Annotated in this window: 12 protein-coding genes; 5 read left to right on the top strand and 7 right to left on the bottom strand. The window is 57.2% G+C overall.

Annotated elements, in window-relative coordinates; translation table 11 throughout:
• A partial coding sequence (locus ACW8F6_RS11180; protein WP_491575955.1) for a peroxidase family protein occupies window positions 1–1,083 on the bottom strand: 1,083 nt, incomplete at its 3' end.
• Between the two features lie 383 nt (window positions 1,084–1,466).
• Between ACW8F6_RS11180 and ACW8F6_RS11175 the strand changes: the two genes are divergently transcribed.
• Window positions 1,467–2,417: a hypothetical protein gene (locus ACW8F6_RS11175; RefSeq protein ID WP_491575954.1), complete on the top strand. Its 951-nt coding sequence runs from the start codon at window positions 1,467–1,469 to the stop codon at window positions 2,415–2,417.
• A 33-nt stretch (window positions 2,418–2,450) separates the two neighbouring features.
• On the opposite strand, the gene ACW8F6_RS11170 is transcribed toward ACW8F6_RS11175, so the two are convergent.
• Both ACW8F6_RS11170 and ACW8F6_RS11165 read right to left on the bottom strand, forming a co-directional pair.
• Window positions 2,451–3,857, bottom strand: coding sequence for a sensor histidine kinase (locus tag ACW8F6_RS11170; protein WP_491575953.1), 1,407 nt, complete (start codon window positions 3,855–3,857; stop codon window positions 2,451–2,453).
• Window positions 3,854–4,546 carry a response regulator gene (locus tag ACW8F6_RS11165; protein WP_491575952.1) on the bottom strand — a complete coding sequence of 231 codons (693 nt, stop codon included), beginning with the start codon at window positions 4,544–4,546 and terminating at the stop codon, window positions 3,854–3,856. Before ACW8F6_RS11165 ends, ACW8F6_RS11170 begins: the two co-directional genes overlap by 4 nt.
• A 175-nt stretch (window positions 4,547–4,721) precedes the next feature.
• Here ACW8F6_RS11165 and ACW8F6_RS11160 point away from each other — a divergent pair, with 175 nt between their 5' ends.
• Window positions 4,722–5,219 carry a Spy/CpxP family protein refolding chaperone gene (locus tag ACW8F6_RS11160; protein WP_491575951.1) on the top strand — a complete coding sequence of 166 codons (498 nt, stop codon included), beginning with the start codon at window positions 4,722–4,724 and terminating at the stop codon, window positions 5,217–5,219.
• A gap of 145 nt (window positions 5,220–5,364) precedes the next feature.
• On the opposite strand, the gene ACW8F6_RS11155 is transcribed toward ACW8F6_RS11160, so the two are convergent.
• The 3 genes from ACW8F6_RS11155 to ACW8F6_RS11145 form a co-directional block, all read right to left on the bottom strand.
• Window positions 5,365–6,744, bottom strand: a complete 1,380-nt coding sequence (locus ACW8F6_RS11155) for a DEAD/DEAH box helicase (RefSeq protein WP_491575950.1) — start codon at window positions 6,742–6,744, stop codon at window positions 5,365–5,367.
• A 69-nt stretch (window positions 6,745–6,813) separates the two neighbouring features.
• The gene (locus tag ACW8F6_RS11150) at window positions 6,814–8,643 is read right to left on the bottom strand and encodes an ABC transporter transmembrane domain-containing protein (RefSeq protein WP_491575949.1); all 1,830 of its coding nucleotides are present in this window, start codon (window positions 8,641–8,643) and stop codon (window positions 6,814–6,816) included.
• 117 nt (window positions 8,644–8,760) lie between these two features.
• Window positions 8,761–9,750: a tRNA dihydrouridine synthase gene (locus tag ACW8F6_RS11145; RefSeq protein WP_491575948.1), complete on the bottom strand. Its 990-nt coding sequence runs from the start codon at window positions 9,748–9,750 to the stop codon at window positions 8,761–8,763.
• A gap of 206 nt (window positions 9,751–9,956) precedes the next feature.
• Between ACW8F6_RS11145 and ACW8F6_RS11140 the strand changes: the two genes are divergently transcribed.
• From ACW8F6_RS11140 to ACW8F6_RS11130, 3 genes are all read left to right on the top strand, one after another.
• Window positions 9,957–10,190: an OadG family protein gene (locus tag ACW8F6_RS11140; RefSeq protein WP_491575947.1), complete on the top strand. Its 234-nt coding sequence runs from the start codon at window positions 9,957–9,959 to the stop codon at window positions 10,188–10,190.
• Window positions 10,191–10,256: 66 nt separating this feature from the next.
• The gene (oadA, locus tag ACW8F6_RS11135) at window positions 10,257–12,044 is read left to right on the top strand and encodes a sodium-extruding oxaloacetate decarboxylase subunit alpha (protein ID WP_491575946.1); all 1,788 of its coding nucleotides are present in this window, start codon (window positions 10,257–10,259) and stop codon (window positions 12,042–12,044) included.
• 8 nt (window positions 12,045–12,052) lie between these two features.
• Window positions 12,053–13,357: a sodium ion-translocating decarboxylase subunit beta gene (locus tag ACW8F6_RS11130; RefSeq protein ID WP_491575945.1), complete on the top strand. Its 1,305-nt coding sequence runs from the start codon at window positions 12,053–12,055 to the stop codon at window positions 13,355–13,357.
• A gap of 90 nt (window positions 13,358–13,447) precedes the next feature.
• On the opposite strand, the gene ACW8F6_RS11125 is transcribed toward ACW8F6_RS11130, so the two are convergent.
• The coding region (locus ACW8F6_RS11125) for a DegV family protein (protein ID WP_491575944.1) at window positions 13,448–14,363 on the bottom strand (916 nt) is incomplete at its 5' end.

Raw genomic sequence — 14,363 nt, 5'->3', positions numbered from 1 at the left:
GTCGGGCACGGTGCCCTTGCCGGCATCGCCTTTGGGCTTCCACTGGTGGGCGCCGGCGGGGCTTTTGGTCAGCTCCCACTCGTAGCCAAACAAGGTGTCGAAAAAGCTGTTGTCCCACTGGGTGGGCGTGGGTGTCCAGGCGCCTTCCAGGCCGCTGGAAATGGTGTCTTCGCCGTGGCCGGTGCCCTTGTTGCTGTGCCAACCCAGGCCTTGGGCTTCAATGGGTGCCGCTTCAGGCTCTGGGCCCTTGTGGTGCTCGGGGCCGGCGCCGTGGGTTTTACCAAAAGTGTGTCCACCGGCCACCAGGGCCACGGTTTCGTAGTCGTCCATGGCCATGCGTGCAAATGTTTCGCGAATATCGCGCGCGGCAGCCTTGGGATCGGGGTTGCCATTGGGGCCCTCGGGATTGACGTAGATCAGGCCCATCTGCACCGCCGCAAGCGGATTTTCAAGCTCGCGGTCGCCGCTGTAGCGCTGGTCGTCCAGCCATTTCTTCTCTGAGCCCCAGTAGACATCTTCTTCGGGTTCCCAAATGTCTTCGCGGCCGCCGGCAAAGCCGAAGGTCTTAAAGCCCATGGATTCCAGCGCCACATTGCCGGTGAGAATCATGAGGTCGGCCCAGGAAATTTTATTGCCATACTTTTGTTTGATGGGCCACAGTAGACGGCGGGCTTTATCGAGGTTGACGTTATCCGGCCAGCTATTTGTGGGCGCAAAGCGCTGAGAACCGTTGCCTGCGCCACCGCGTCCGTCGCCCATGCGGTAGGTGCCGGCGCTGTGCCATGCCATGCGAATGAAAAACGGCCCATAGTGGCCGTAGTCCGCCGGCCACCAGTCTTGGGAGTCGGTCATCAGTGCGTGCAGGTCTTTTTTAGTGGCCTTTAAGTTGAGTTTGTTAAAGGCCGCCTTGTAGTCGAAAGCATCGCCCAGCGGGTTAGATTTCTTATCGTGTTGGTGCAGCATTTTTAAGTTTAGCTGGTTCGGCCACCAATCCACATTGGCAGTGCCAGTGCCGCCGGTGCGCGTGAGTGCGCCGTGCATAAAGGGGCATTTACCTGTGGAGGGGGTATCACTGTGCGTCATGGAAAACTCCGTTGAAAAATTGTTTGGCTGATGAACTGAGCGCTGCGCAGGGTTTCGGCTGGCGCCGGAGAACCGTCACATCCAATAGGTATAGTTAATAGCGGCCTAAGTTGAAAATTGAAATTGCCAACCGTGCCCATAGTTTTGTACACGGGGCGCACTGGGGCATAGTGCCGCCACTGATTGCTCTGTGACTGGAAAGGCAGTCAGCAGCCTTGGACCATTGGTATGACAATGTGTGAAATGAGACGCCATTATCAGTGCCAAGTGGGTGAAACAGTTGGCAGAAGAGGCTAGGGGGTAAATAATAGTTCGTCTTGGGCATTCAGACATGCCAACGTCAGGGACGGCGCATTGTGCGCTCAACGAACGAGGAAAGGTTCATGCCAATTTTTTTCTACCAATCACTCAATGCCAATGCCAGCAAGAATCGCGGCGTTGGCGCCGCCAATTCGCAGCGCTTTACCCGTGAAACACACGATCGCCAGGCCGCCAATGCAGACGCTTGGCGCCTGTCCATGCCCACGGCGGGTGCCAGTGTGCCGCCCCATGTGCCGGTGCACGGGCCGGCCCAGCTGGTACCCTCAGCGCCCGTCGGCTATATGGCTAAAGGCCAGCACGATCTGGGGCAATTTTTAAGCCTGGTGGAAGGTAAGGCGCGCGATACCCATCAGCACCTGGTACGCGAATTTGGCCGCAGCAGTGATTTGCTGGTGTATGGCGAAATGGATGCGAGCCACGGCGAATGGAACGATACCCAAATGCACACAGGCCAATTGGTGTGCGCGGTTTCTACGGGCAAGGCGTGTAACAGTTTTAGCGTACATGCCAATCTCAGCGCAGTACACGAGCCCTTGGGTTACGGCATGGGTTGGGTGGCGGTGAAAAGTGGCAATGTGAATGTCGTGTTTGTGCATGTGCCCAATGCCATCGCCAAATCGGCAGACAAGGCCGCACGCTTTTACCAAGACATCAACCAGCGACTGGTGGCCTCGGGCAAGGGTGCCATCGACCTGGTCATGGGCGATACCAATCAATCCAGTGAGAGCTTTACGCCAAAAGCCGTGAGCAAAGCCGTGGGCGCGCTATTTACCAACGCCCATCAAGGTGGCGATGTTGAGCCCATGGATAGCTACGGTAAATCTTTTGGCGGCACTAATAGCAATGCGAAGCAGATGTACGATGTGGCTGTCTACAATACGGCTACCATCCGCCTGACTAAAGTCGCCTACCTGTCGCAGGGTTCCACCGTGGGGCACGGCGGCTCCAATAAGGCCGCCGCCATCACCGACCACATGGGCTTGGCCGTGGAAGTCACTAAGCTGCCGGGCTAGTCCGCGTGCAAACAGACAGCCGGAACGCTTGCGCTATCTATCGGTGGCGTCTGGGTTTACTTGGTCTCTCAGGGGCAGTTGCACTGTCATAGTCAGGCCACCAGTGCGCGCATTGGCGGCGCTGATGGTGCCGCCGTGCAGGCTGACGGTGCGCCGAGCAATGCTTAAACCCAGCCCCACACCGCCTTGGCGCCTGTCGCGCGCTTCGTCGGTGCGGTAAAACGGCGTAAATAACTGCTCCAGCGTTGCCTCCGGCACACCTGGGCCGGTATCTGTCACAGTCACCTGCCAGTGTTTATCTACTCGGGTCAATGTCACGCAAATTTGGCCGCCCTCAGGTGTGTGTCGAAGAGCATTGCTGAACAGATTTTCGAACACGCCCACCAGCGTATTGCTACGCGTTTGTACCAGGGCTTCTTCGGGCAGTGGGGCGATAAACTTAAACCGGATGTTTTTAGCCTGTGCCTGAGGCGACAGTTCCTGGATGAGGCTTTCCAGCAGCAGGCGCAGGTCTATCACGTCTTCCAGGGGCCAATCTTCATTGGCGTTCACGGGCAGTGACAAAATATCGCTGATTATGTTGTTCAAGTATTCCGCCGCCTGTTGCGCTTTGCCAATATGTTCCGCCAATGCAGGGTTTGCCTGTTGATGGGCAATGCCCAGGGCTGACTGTAAACGCATCAGCGGCGAGCGCAGTTCGTGGGATACGTCTTTAATCAACCGCTGTTGGGTGGCCATGGACTGTTGCAGCTGTTCGGCCATCTGGTCAAAGGCGATGGCAAGGCTGCTCATCTCATCGCGCCGGTGTTTCATTTGGGGCGCAACGCGATAGTCAAAATCCCCTTCGGCCAAACGCTGGGTGGCGTTTTTCAGCACCTCTGCCGGCCTTGCCAGGTAGCGGCCCAGCAAGTAGCTCAAGCTGCCGCTTACTAACACCGACACTAAGAAAATCGGCCAGAAATTTATGAGGAAAAGCTTTAGCAGCAGGTTGGGTTGGCCATCCTGTGAGGACACCACCATGCGCATAATCTGGCCGTCTTCCAACTGCACCAAGCGGCCAAAGAACTGGCGCTTGCGTCGGTCCAGACGCTGGAAGGGCCGTTGGTGATCCAGGTTGCGGATCAGTTCTTCGACGGGGCGTGGCAGCTGTCTGCCAAGCAGGTCGTTGCCCTGGCTGTTGACCACATATACGGAGCGCAGCGCCCAGGGCGGCATGGTGCGCAGGCGGTGCACAAATTCCGCTTCTGTGGAGTTGACGGCGTCGCGGGTGGCCAGGTGCAGAATGCGCATGGCATGGGGGTCTTGGTTAAACAGGGGGGCCCTGGCGGGCTTTGGGAAACCGCCCGGGTCGAGCTTGTGAATCACCAGCGCGGTGCCCAGAATGATGAGCACAGTGGCCAGCCAAAAGCCCAGAAAAACCTTCCAAAACAGGCGAATCATTGGCTGCTATCTCGGGTTAGCATGTAGCCGGCACCGCGAATATTTATGATCAGGTCTTTGTCGCCACCGGCCTGCTGAATCTTTTTGCGGATATTGCTGACGTGCACATCGATGGAGCGGTCGTAGGCGGTCAGCTTGCGACCGAGGGCCTGTTCGGTGAGTGTATCTTTGGAGAGCACCTGACCCGCCGAGGCCATTAACAGCGACAGCACTGTGTACTCGGCGCCCGTGAGATCGAGCTTGGTGGCACCGTAAAACCCGGTGCGATTGCCGGGGTGTAATTGCAGCTCGCCCACGCCAAGCGCGGTGTCGGGTTGAGCATTGGGGGATTCAGTGCGCCGCAAAATAGCCTTGATGCGCGCCAGCAATTCGCGCGGATTGCAGGGCTTGGCCAGGTAGTCGTCGGCGCCCAGTTCGAGCCCTAAAATTTTATCCACCGGATCGCCTTTGGCCGTGAGCATCAACACCGGCGTGCTGTCGTGCGCGCGCAGTTGCTTGAGTAGCGCCATGCCGTTGAGCTCCGGCATCATCACGTCCAATACGATGAGCGAGAAACTGGTGTCGGCCAATAATTTGGCCGCTTCCAGGCCATTGTGGCGACAAGTGATCTCGAAGCCTTCGGCGCTCAAGTAACTGGCCAGGAGTTCGCAAAGCTCGAGATCGTCATCTACCAAGAGTAGGGAATGCATAGTGTCGTTCGCTGTCTTAACTGCTGTGAGTAGTATTTTCACCTGAGCGCCGGGCAATTGGGCGCGGGATTACCTTTCTTAACAGTAGTTTACCGCGCTTAGCGCCGCTTTACGCAAGGCGGCGCTAGTATGGCAATGCACGCCCAATATGCATTGTTTACCGAGGAGAAGATCAATGCGAAACACTATCAAGCGTTTTACAGCAGTTTCAGCGATGGCCGCAGCGGTATTGCTGACGGTCTCGGCTGGGGTTTCTCACGCTGAGCCCTCTATGAAAGGCTGCGACCACCCACCCTTTGCCGAAGCGGGGCCAAAGGCCGAGCGGCGGTTGGCGCATCTCACCGAAGCGCTGGCTTTGACTGAAGCACAGGTCGAACAACTGAAGGCCCTGCGCGCGGCTAAGCGCGATACCTTAAAAGCCGAGCGCAAGGCGCTCCACGAACAGCGCAAGGCTTTGAAAGAACTGGCCAAGGCGGGTGCGAGCGAGGCAGAGCTGAAAGCACAGGCCGATGTGATTGCCGCGCAGGTGAGCCAACACATGGTGGAAAAAAGCCAACACATGCAGGCCATGCGCGCGATCTTGACGCCCGAGCAGCAGGTGAAAATGGATGAGCTCATGGCCCAGCGTCAGGCTCGCAAGGGCAAACGCCACGGTGATCGATCGGAGGGTTAAACTGCGGGGCTAAACATTGCCGAGACGATCAAGGGCAGCTTTGCGCTGCCCTTGAGGATTTAGGTGAAGGTGACGTCGCCAAACTGCATATGTTTATCTGGCTATGGAGCCGGCCAGTTCACGCGCTTTTTCGCAACCAGGTAAGTTAATCGGCTTCGTTGCTATCGGGTGCTATTTTGCGCGTGATTTTTGGCGGTGCAAAACCGTCGCCCAAATTGGGTACCGCCTTGGGTTGGCGGCGCTTGCCAATATTTTTCTGATCGCGTTCGCGCACTTTCACCTTGCTGTCTTTGGCTTTTTTCTTGGCAGCGCGCTCCTGCGCGGCTTTGCGATCGGCTTTTTTCGGGCCGGCGGCTTTGCCAGAGGTTTTTACTTTATCCGGGCCCGTGTAGCGCGATTCAAAGCCGGGCAGGCTGATAATTTCAAAGCGCGTACTCAGGTAGCGCTCGACGCCTGCTTTTAAGTTCCATTCCTGCGGCGTAATGAAGCTGATTGCGCGCCCGTCGGCGCCGGCGCGCCCGGTGCGGCCAATGCGGTGGGTGTAGTCGTCGCCGTTGCGCGCCATGTCGAAGTTGACCACCAGCTCAATGCCGCCGATGTCGATGCCGCGCGCGGCCACATCGGTGGCCACCAGTACTTTTACGTGGCCCTTGCGCATCAGTTCCATCACTTTATTGCGATCGTCTTGGGTCATGTCGCCGTGAATGGCGCCGGTTTTAATTTCCTGGCCGCGCAGATACTGGCACAGGTGATCGGCCTGCACACGGGTGTTGGTGAATACCAAGGCCTGTTCGTAGTCGGTGCTTTTCAGCAGGTGTGCAATGGTTTTTTGTTTGTGATTCTGGCCGTCGCTCAGAATAACCTGCTGGTGAATATTGGTTTGGGTTTGGCGGCCCGTAGACAGACTGACCTTTTCCGGGTTGCGGGTGAGTTGACCGGCCAGGGTGCCCACGCCCGCGTGCGACAGGGTGGCGGAAAACAGCCAGGTGCGGCGCTCGGCGTTGAGCTTGGCGGCGATGGCGACCATGTCGTCGTGAAAACCCATGTCGAGCATTCGGTCGGCTTCATCTAGCACCAGCACCTGCAAGTCGTCCATGGCGGGCAGATTGCGGTTGAAATGCTCGAGCAAGCGGCCCGGAGTGGCAATTAGAATTTCCGGGTTTTTGCGCAATTGCGCGGCCTGGAATTTGTAATCGTCGCCGCCGCTGACAATGCCCACCTTCAGGTGCGTAAACTTCAGAATTTGTTTGGTTTCTTTGAGCAGCTGCTTGGCCAGCTCGCGGGTTGGCGCCATGATCAATGCCAAGGTACCGGCATTGCGATCGATGGGGCTGGTCAGCAGCTGCTGAACGAGCGGCAGTAAAAATGCCAGGGTTTTGCCGCTGCCGGTTTCCGACATCACCAGCAGGTCATTGCCGGCCAGTGCCACGGGCATGGCGGCGGCCTGAACGTCGGTGGGCTCGGTGATGGTCTGGGCTTCCAGGGCTTTGATAAGTCGATCGTCCAGACCAAGTTGGCTAAACACGGCATTTCCTCAAGCTAGTTAAAAAAGGTGCGCGAGTATAACTGATTGGCCGGCCAGTTGCGCCAGCCATTACGCGCGCTCGTCGTTGAATTGTAGTTCGGCCAGGCGCTGGTAGAGCGGCGATGTCTTGAGCAGGGTCTGGTGCTTGCCCACAGCCACAATCTGGCCCTTATCCATGACCACAATGCGATCTGCGTGCAGCACCGTGGCTAGCCGGTGCGCAATGATCAGCGTGGTGCGGTTTTGCATCAGGCGTTCCAGCGCCACCTGTACTTTGCGCTCGCTCTCGGTATCCAGCGCGCTGGTGGCTTCGTCGAGCAATAGCAGGCTGGGGTCTTTCAGAATGGCCCGTGCGATGGCAACGCGCTGGCGCTGGCCGCCGGAGAGCCGCACACCCTGTTCGCCCAGGTTGCTTTGGTAGCCGTCGGGCAGCTGTTCGATGAACTCGTGGGCAAAGGCGGCCTGGCTGGCGGCCAGAATTTGCGCATCGGTGGCGCCGGGATTGCCGTAGCCGATGTTATAGCGCACATCGGCGGTGAACAGGGCCGGCTGCTGCGGCACCAGTGCCATGTGTTGGCGCAGGGCCTCGGGTGCCAGTGTTGGCAGCGGTGCGCCCCCTAGGCAAATGCGACCTGATTGTGGGTCGTAAAAGCGCAACAGCAGCTCAAATACCGTGGATTTGCCGGCGCCCGAGGGGCCCACCAGGGCGATCACCTCGCCGGCAGCTATTTCAAGATTGATGCCATTCAATGCCAATTGGTCGGGGCGTGAGGGGTAGCTAAAGCTGACATCCTGAAAGTGAATGGGGAGCGGCTGGTGCGGCAGCGACACAGGCGCTTGAGGTGCTTTGATGAGCGAGGGTGCGCCCAGCAGCTCCAATAACCGTTCGGTGGCGCCGGCGGCGCGTTGCAAGTCGCCGTACACTTCGGAGATAGTGGCCACCGCCGAGGCCACCATTACCGCATAGAATACAAAGGCGCCCAGTTCACCGCCCGACATCCGGCCCTCGATAACATCCATGCCTCCTACCCACAGCATGGTGGAGAGGGCGCCAAACACCATGACAATCACGGCGGCTATGAGCACGGAGCGCTGTTTAATGCGCGCCCTGGCCACGTTGAATGCCCGTTCTACCTCGCGCCCAAAGGCCTGTTGCTCGGCCTGCTCGCGGGTAAAACTTTGCACGGTTTTAATCTGGCGAATAATTTCACCGGCGTAGGTGCCTACGTCGGCGATGGAGTCTTGGCTTTGGCGCGACAGGTTGCGCACTTTGCGGCCGAAATACAGCAGCGGCACTATCACTAGCGGTACGCACAGCAACACCATGGCGGTGAGCTTCAGGTTGGTCACCAGCAGCAGTATTAAGGCGCCGGTAAAGGTCAGCGACGAGCGCAAGGCCATCGACAGCGACGAGCCAATGATGGTTTGCAGCAAGGTGGTGTCGGTGGTGAGCCGCGACATGATTTCGCCGCTCTTATTGGTTTCAAAGTAGCTGGGGTGCAGGGTCACCAGGTGATTGAACACCGCCGCGCGAATGTCCGCTGTGACCCTTTCGCCAAGCCAGGAGACCAGATAAAAGCGCGCAAAGGTGCCCACAGCAATCAAGCCGGTAATGAGAAAGATGAAGCCCACCGCCTGATTTAGTTGGCTGGCAGAGGCCGATACAAAGCCTTCGTCGATCAGCATCTTAACGCCCTGGCCCAGCAACAAGGTGGTGCCGGCGGTAAAGATCAGCGCCAGTGCCGCACCCAGCAGCACGCCGCCGTAGGGCTTGAGAAAGGGCCACAGGGATAACAATATGCGCAGATCTTTCGGTGGTGTTTGCTCGGCATCGGTGGCGGCGATATCTGCGGTGGGTTGAGGTAGGGGGGCAGGCGATGGGTGTACGGGCGCGTCCATGTAATATCCGTCGTAAAAGCGGTAGGTGATGATGCAGGGTTGGGGGTTTTCGCTTGGATTGCAAGGGCGGTATTCGATCAGTGACCGGATTTAGGCGGTTTAAGCGAGCGCTGGGCGTTACTGCTCAGATTCAAACAGCGCGTTAAAGCACTGGTCGATGGCGGCCTCATCGCGCAGGGTTTTGACCTTGTCGAAAAACACCTGTGCACCTGGGTAGTGGCGTTTCAAATGCGCCAGCCACTGTTTTAGGCGGTTGCCCAGGTACTTTTTGGGAAACAGGGGTTTGCTGATGGCGTAGTGGTGGTGCACTAATCGAGCCACCGCCAGCCAGGAAAGTGGTTGGTAGTCTTCGCCGCGCAGGCTGGCCTTTATCTGCCGCGCCAGATCGGGGCAGGACAGAATGCCGCGGCCGATCATGACGTCCTGACAGCCGCTTTCGGCCCGGGCGCGGTGGTAGTCGGCCACGGACCAGATATCGCCGTTGACTACCACCGGTAGCGAGACGGCAGCCTGTATGTGGCCCACGCAATCCCAATAGGCGGGTGGACGGTAGCCGTCGGCCTTGCTGCGTGCGTGCACGGTTAATCGATCGGCGCCGGCCTCAGCTGCGGCCTGGGCTATTTCCAGGTAGTTGCTGCGGTCGCTGTAACCCAGCCGTATTTTGGCGGTGACCGGCGTATCGGCGGGCACGGTTTGGCGCGTGGCCCTGATAATATCAAACACCCGCTCGGGCGTTTGCAGCAAACAGGCACCGCCGTCGTGGCGATTGACGGTTTTGGCGGGGCAGCCAAAGTTGATATCGACGGCGGCTGCGCCCAGTTGCGCTGCTTTGCGGCCATTGCGGGCCAGCCACTCAGGTTTGCCGCCCAGCAGCTGCACCGCCACCGGTGTGCCGCTGGGTGTGCGCGAGATATCGTCGACGCTCAACAGTTCGGGACACAGGCGGGTAAATACTTTGCGGGGTAGGGTTTGGTCGGTGACGCGGACAAATTCAGTCACGCAGCTATCGATACCCCCAAGCTCGGTTAATAGGCTGCGCAGGGGGTAGTCCACCACGCCTTCCATCGGCGCCAGGGCAATCTGTGGCTCGGCTTTTGGGGTCGTCATGGCGGTTAATTCGGGGTCGGGGCGCGCATCTTAACGAAACTGGCGCTATTGTGTGTGTTATTTCACCAGTTAAGGTGGGAATAGTGCTATTTTGCCGGTGATTTGGTTTCCCATGTTACTGAATTTTGTAGATTTTCTCGAAATTTGGTTTCATAGGCGCCGCCGACCTCGCCAAGGGGCCCGGCAATCTTTGCGGAGAGAGAAATATGCAGCAGGATATCGTCCAGCAGGGCGTCGATTTAATGGTGTTTGGCATGGGCACGGTGATCGTGTTCCTGAGCACACTGGTGTGCGTAACCGTGGTGATGTCGCGGTTTATGACCCGCTATTTCCCAGAACAGGAAAAGGTGATGCCGCCGCCGGCTGCCGCACCCGCTGCCGTGGATGCACGCACATTGGCCGTGATAGAAGCAGCCATCGCGCAACACCGCAAACGCTAAACACAGAATATTCGGACAGCATCACCCTCGGGTGATTAACACAAGAACCATGAAAAGGGTCTACCCATGACAGCCAGCCAAAAGAAACTCGGCATAACTGATGTGGTGTTGCGAGACGCACACCAGTCGTTGTTTGCCACCCGATTACGTATAGACGATATGCTGCCCATCGCCGAAAAACTGGACAAGGTTGGCTTTTGGTCGCTGGAAACCTGGGGCGGAGCCACCTTTGATGCCTGCATCCGCTACCTGGGTGAAGATCCGTGGGATCGCATTCGCGAACTGAAAAAGGCCATGCCCAATACGCCGCAGCAAATGCTGTTTCGCGGTCAAAATATTCTGGGCTACCGCCACTACGCCGACGACGTGGTGCAAAAATTTGTGGAGCGCGCCGCCCACAATGGAGTCGATGTGTTCCGCGTGTTCGACGCCATGAACGATGTGCGCAACCTGGAGACAGCGCTGAAAGCAGTCAAACAGGTGGGCAAACACGCGCAGGGCACCATTTCTTACACCGTTAGCCCCGTACACACCCTGGATATGTGGGTGGATATGGGTCGCAAGCTCGAAGACATGGGTGCCGATTCCATCGCCATTAAAGACATGGCGGGCCTGCTGCGCCCCTATGAGGGCTACGAGTTGGTGAAGCAACTGAAGGCGGCGGTGAACATTCCTATTCAGCTGCACGCACACGCCACTACCGGTTTGTCTACTTCCACCATTCTCAAGTGCGTGGAAGCGGGTATCGACACAGTGGATACCGCCATTTCTTCTATGTCTATGACCTACGGTCACAGCCCTACGGAATCGGTGGTGGCCATGCTGAAGGGTACCGAGCGCGACACCGGTCTGGATATCAATCTGCTGGAAGATATCGCCAACTATTTCCGCGAAGTGCGCAAAAAATACGCTAACTTTGAAGGCTCTCTGCGCGGCGTAGACAGCCGCATTCTGGTGGCCCAGGTGCCGGGCGGCATGCTGACTAACATGGAGAGCCAGTTGCGCGACCAAGGCGCCACCGACAAGTTTGACGCGGTACTGGCCGAAATTCCGAAAGTGCGCGAAGACCTGGGTTTTATTCCGTTGGTCACGCCTACCTCGCAAATTGTCGGCACGCAAGCGGTGTTGAACGTGCTGACTGGCGAGCGTTACAAGTCGATCTCTAAGGAAACCCAAGGCGTTCTGAAGGGCGAATACGGCGCAACGCCCGCGCCGGTCAACGCTGAATTACAGCAGCGCGTATTAGACGGTGGGCAGGCCATTACCTGTCGCCCGGCGGATCTGATTGAACCAGAAATGGACAAGTTAGTAGCCGAGCTGCGCGAAGTGGCAAAGGAAAAAGGCATTACCCTGGCCAAGGGTGAAAACGAAATCGACGACGTATTGACCTATGCCTTGTTCACGCAAATTGGCTTGAAATTTCTGGCCAACCGCGGCAACCCCGAGGCCTTTGAGCCGGTGCCGACTGGCAAAAGTAAGGCGCCGGTGAAAAACGATGCGGGCGATGAAGTCTATACCGTGACCGTAGAGGGCCAACAATACACGGTGACTGTGGCAGAAGGTGGCGATCTCACAGGCGTTTCACCAGTGGGGGGCGCAACATCCAGCGGTGCCACTGGCTCAGCTGCGGTGCCTGCCGGCGGCGAGCCAGTGCCTGCGCCTTTGGCCGGCAATATTTTCCGCGTGTTGGTTAAACCCGGGCAGCAAGTGGCAGAGGGTGCGCCCATTGTTGTGTTGGAAGCCATGAAAATGGAGACCGAAGTCAGCGCGCCCAAGGCCGGTATTGTGGGTGAAATCTCCGTCAAAGAAGGCGACTCCGTTGCCGTTGGCGATACTTTGTTAAGCATTGCCTAGGAGACATCATGGACGCATTGTTAGTGTTATGGCGCGACTCCGGTATCTACCATATGCAGACGGGTCAGTTTGCGATGATTGTGGTGGGCATGGCGTTATTGTTTTTAGCGATCCGCAAAGGTTTTGAGCCATTGCTGTTGGTGCCCATTGGGTTCGGCGGTATCTTGGCAAACATTCCCGGTGCGGGTTTGGCGTTGTCTGCCGTTGAAAACGCCATCTATTTCGCAAAACCCGAAGTGATGGCCGCTCTGGCCCAGGTGCTGGGGGTGGTGTATGAAAGCCCGCACCAGCTGCTGGAGGCTTATCATCAGGCCAGTGCTGCCGCACACGTTGCCGCCGTGCAAGTGGCGATGGATTTCAACTATGCCGATGGCATGTTGTACCAGTTTTACACGGTGGCAATTGCCAGTGGAGTGGCACCCCTGTTGATTTTTATGGGGGTGGGTGCCATGACGGATTTCGGCCCGCTACTGGCCAATCCGCGCACTTTATTTTTGGGGGCGGCGGCGCAGTTTGGAATTTTTGCCACGGTGATCGGTGCCGTGGGGCTGTCGGCGCTGGGGGTGATGGATTTCAGCATTAAAGAAGCCGCGGCCATTGGCATTATTGGCGGGGCTGATGGTCCGACGGCCATTTATGTCACCAGTATTCTGGCGCCCGATCTCTTGGGAGCCATTGCGGTGGCGGCATACTCTTACATGGCTTTGGTGCCTTTGATTCAGCCGCCCATTATGCGGGCGCTGACCACGCCCGAAGAGCGCAAAATTAAAATGACCCAGCTGCGCGTGGTGTCGCGCAGGGAAAAAATTGTGTTCCCGCTGCTGCTGGTGATTTTGGTGGCCTTGGTGCTGCCATCGGCCGCGCCGCTGTTGGGCATGTTTTGTCTGGGTAATTTGATGCGCGAGTGCGGTGTTGTTGAGCGTTTAAGCGACACTGCGCAGAATGCTTTGATCAACATTGTCACAATTTTCCTGGGGCTGTCGGTGGGCTCGAAACTCGCCGCCGACAAATTCTTAGACCCTAAAACACTGGGTATTTTGATTTTGGGCATTGTCGCCTTTGGGATTGGTACCGCTGCAGGGGTATTAATGGCGAAGTTGATGAACCGCTTTAGCAATATGCCCATAAACCCTTTGATTGGTTCGGCCGGGGTATCTGCTGTGCCTATGGCAGCCAGGGTGTCTAACAAGTTAGGACTGGAAGCGAACCCGCAGAACTTTTTGCTGATGCACGCCATGGGGCCCAACGTGGCCGGAGTTATCGGCTCGGCTGTGGCTGCGGGGGTTATGATTTCCATGGTTTCCGGTATGTAAGCGTGTCAAGGATCAACGATTGATCATTGATGGATAAAAAAGGCCTGCAATTGCAGGCCTTTTTTATGGGGTAGGTAAGTGCATTGGCGTTCAGTGGTCTTCGCGCGCAAAGGCGAGCGAAAATGCCTTGGGGCCTACATTCACTGCGGCGGTGGCCGACATCATCGATAGCATGGTGCGCACCCCTTTTTGCTTGGCAAACTGTCGGAATTCCACCAGTGCGGGTAAGTCTTGGATGTCTTCGAGCAGGCCGCCGTAGCTCATGACAATAGTATCTGTGGCCAACCCAGAGAGGATAGAGCTGCGGGCGTGGTCTAGCAGCTCCTGTATTGCATTGTGATAGCCCTTTGGCTTTTTAAATGCGTGGGTGTCGCCTTTGTGTAGTTCAATGACCGGGTTGATGCCAAAGGCTTCTGCCAGCTTGTAGGAAAGCCAGCTAATTTTGTGGTCGCCTTTGCGCAAATTGCGGCGCTCGCGCATATAGGACAAATCAAAGGGCACTATGTAACCGTACACCTTATCGCGTAGGGCATTAACGCGCGCAATGGCTTTGGCTTGCGGCTCGCGTTGTTCGTGTATTAGCTTGGCAAATTCGCAGACCAGGACGGCGTGGCCGCTGAACATGGAGTAGCTGTCGAGCATGCGAATGCGAAATGGTGTATCGCGCTGCGACTTGTCGCGGAACTTGGGCTCGTTGATCATGGCCGCTTCGGTCACGCGATTGTATACCTGGCTTTTGCGGCTGTTAATGGTGATGACATTGACGCGATCGTACTTGGGCAAAAACTGAGACTCAAAAATAGCGCTGATATCAGAAACAGACAGAGGTTCTGATTGCGCGTTGCCGTAGCGTACGCGGCTGTGTTCCTGATAAAAGGATTTCATGGTGAATGGGTCGCGGGTATCTTGGTAGGTACCATCCGCGTGGTGAATGTAAATGGGCAGAATTTCAATCCCGTGCTTGCGAATGAACTCTGGTGGTAGGTCGCAGCTGGAATCCACGGCA

Source organism: Simiduia sp., from assembly GCF_058345725.1.
Note: the sequence above shows the minus strand (reverse complement) of the source record. Positions and strands in the feature narration are given on the sequence as shown.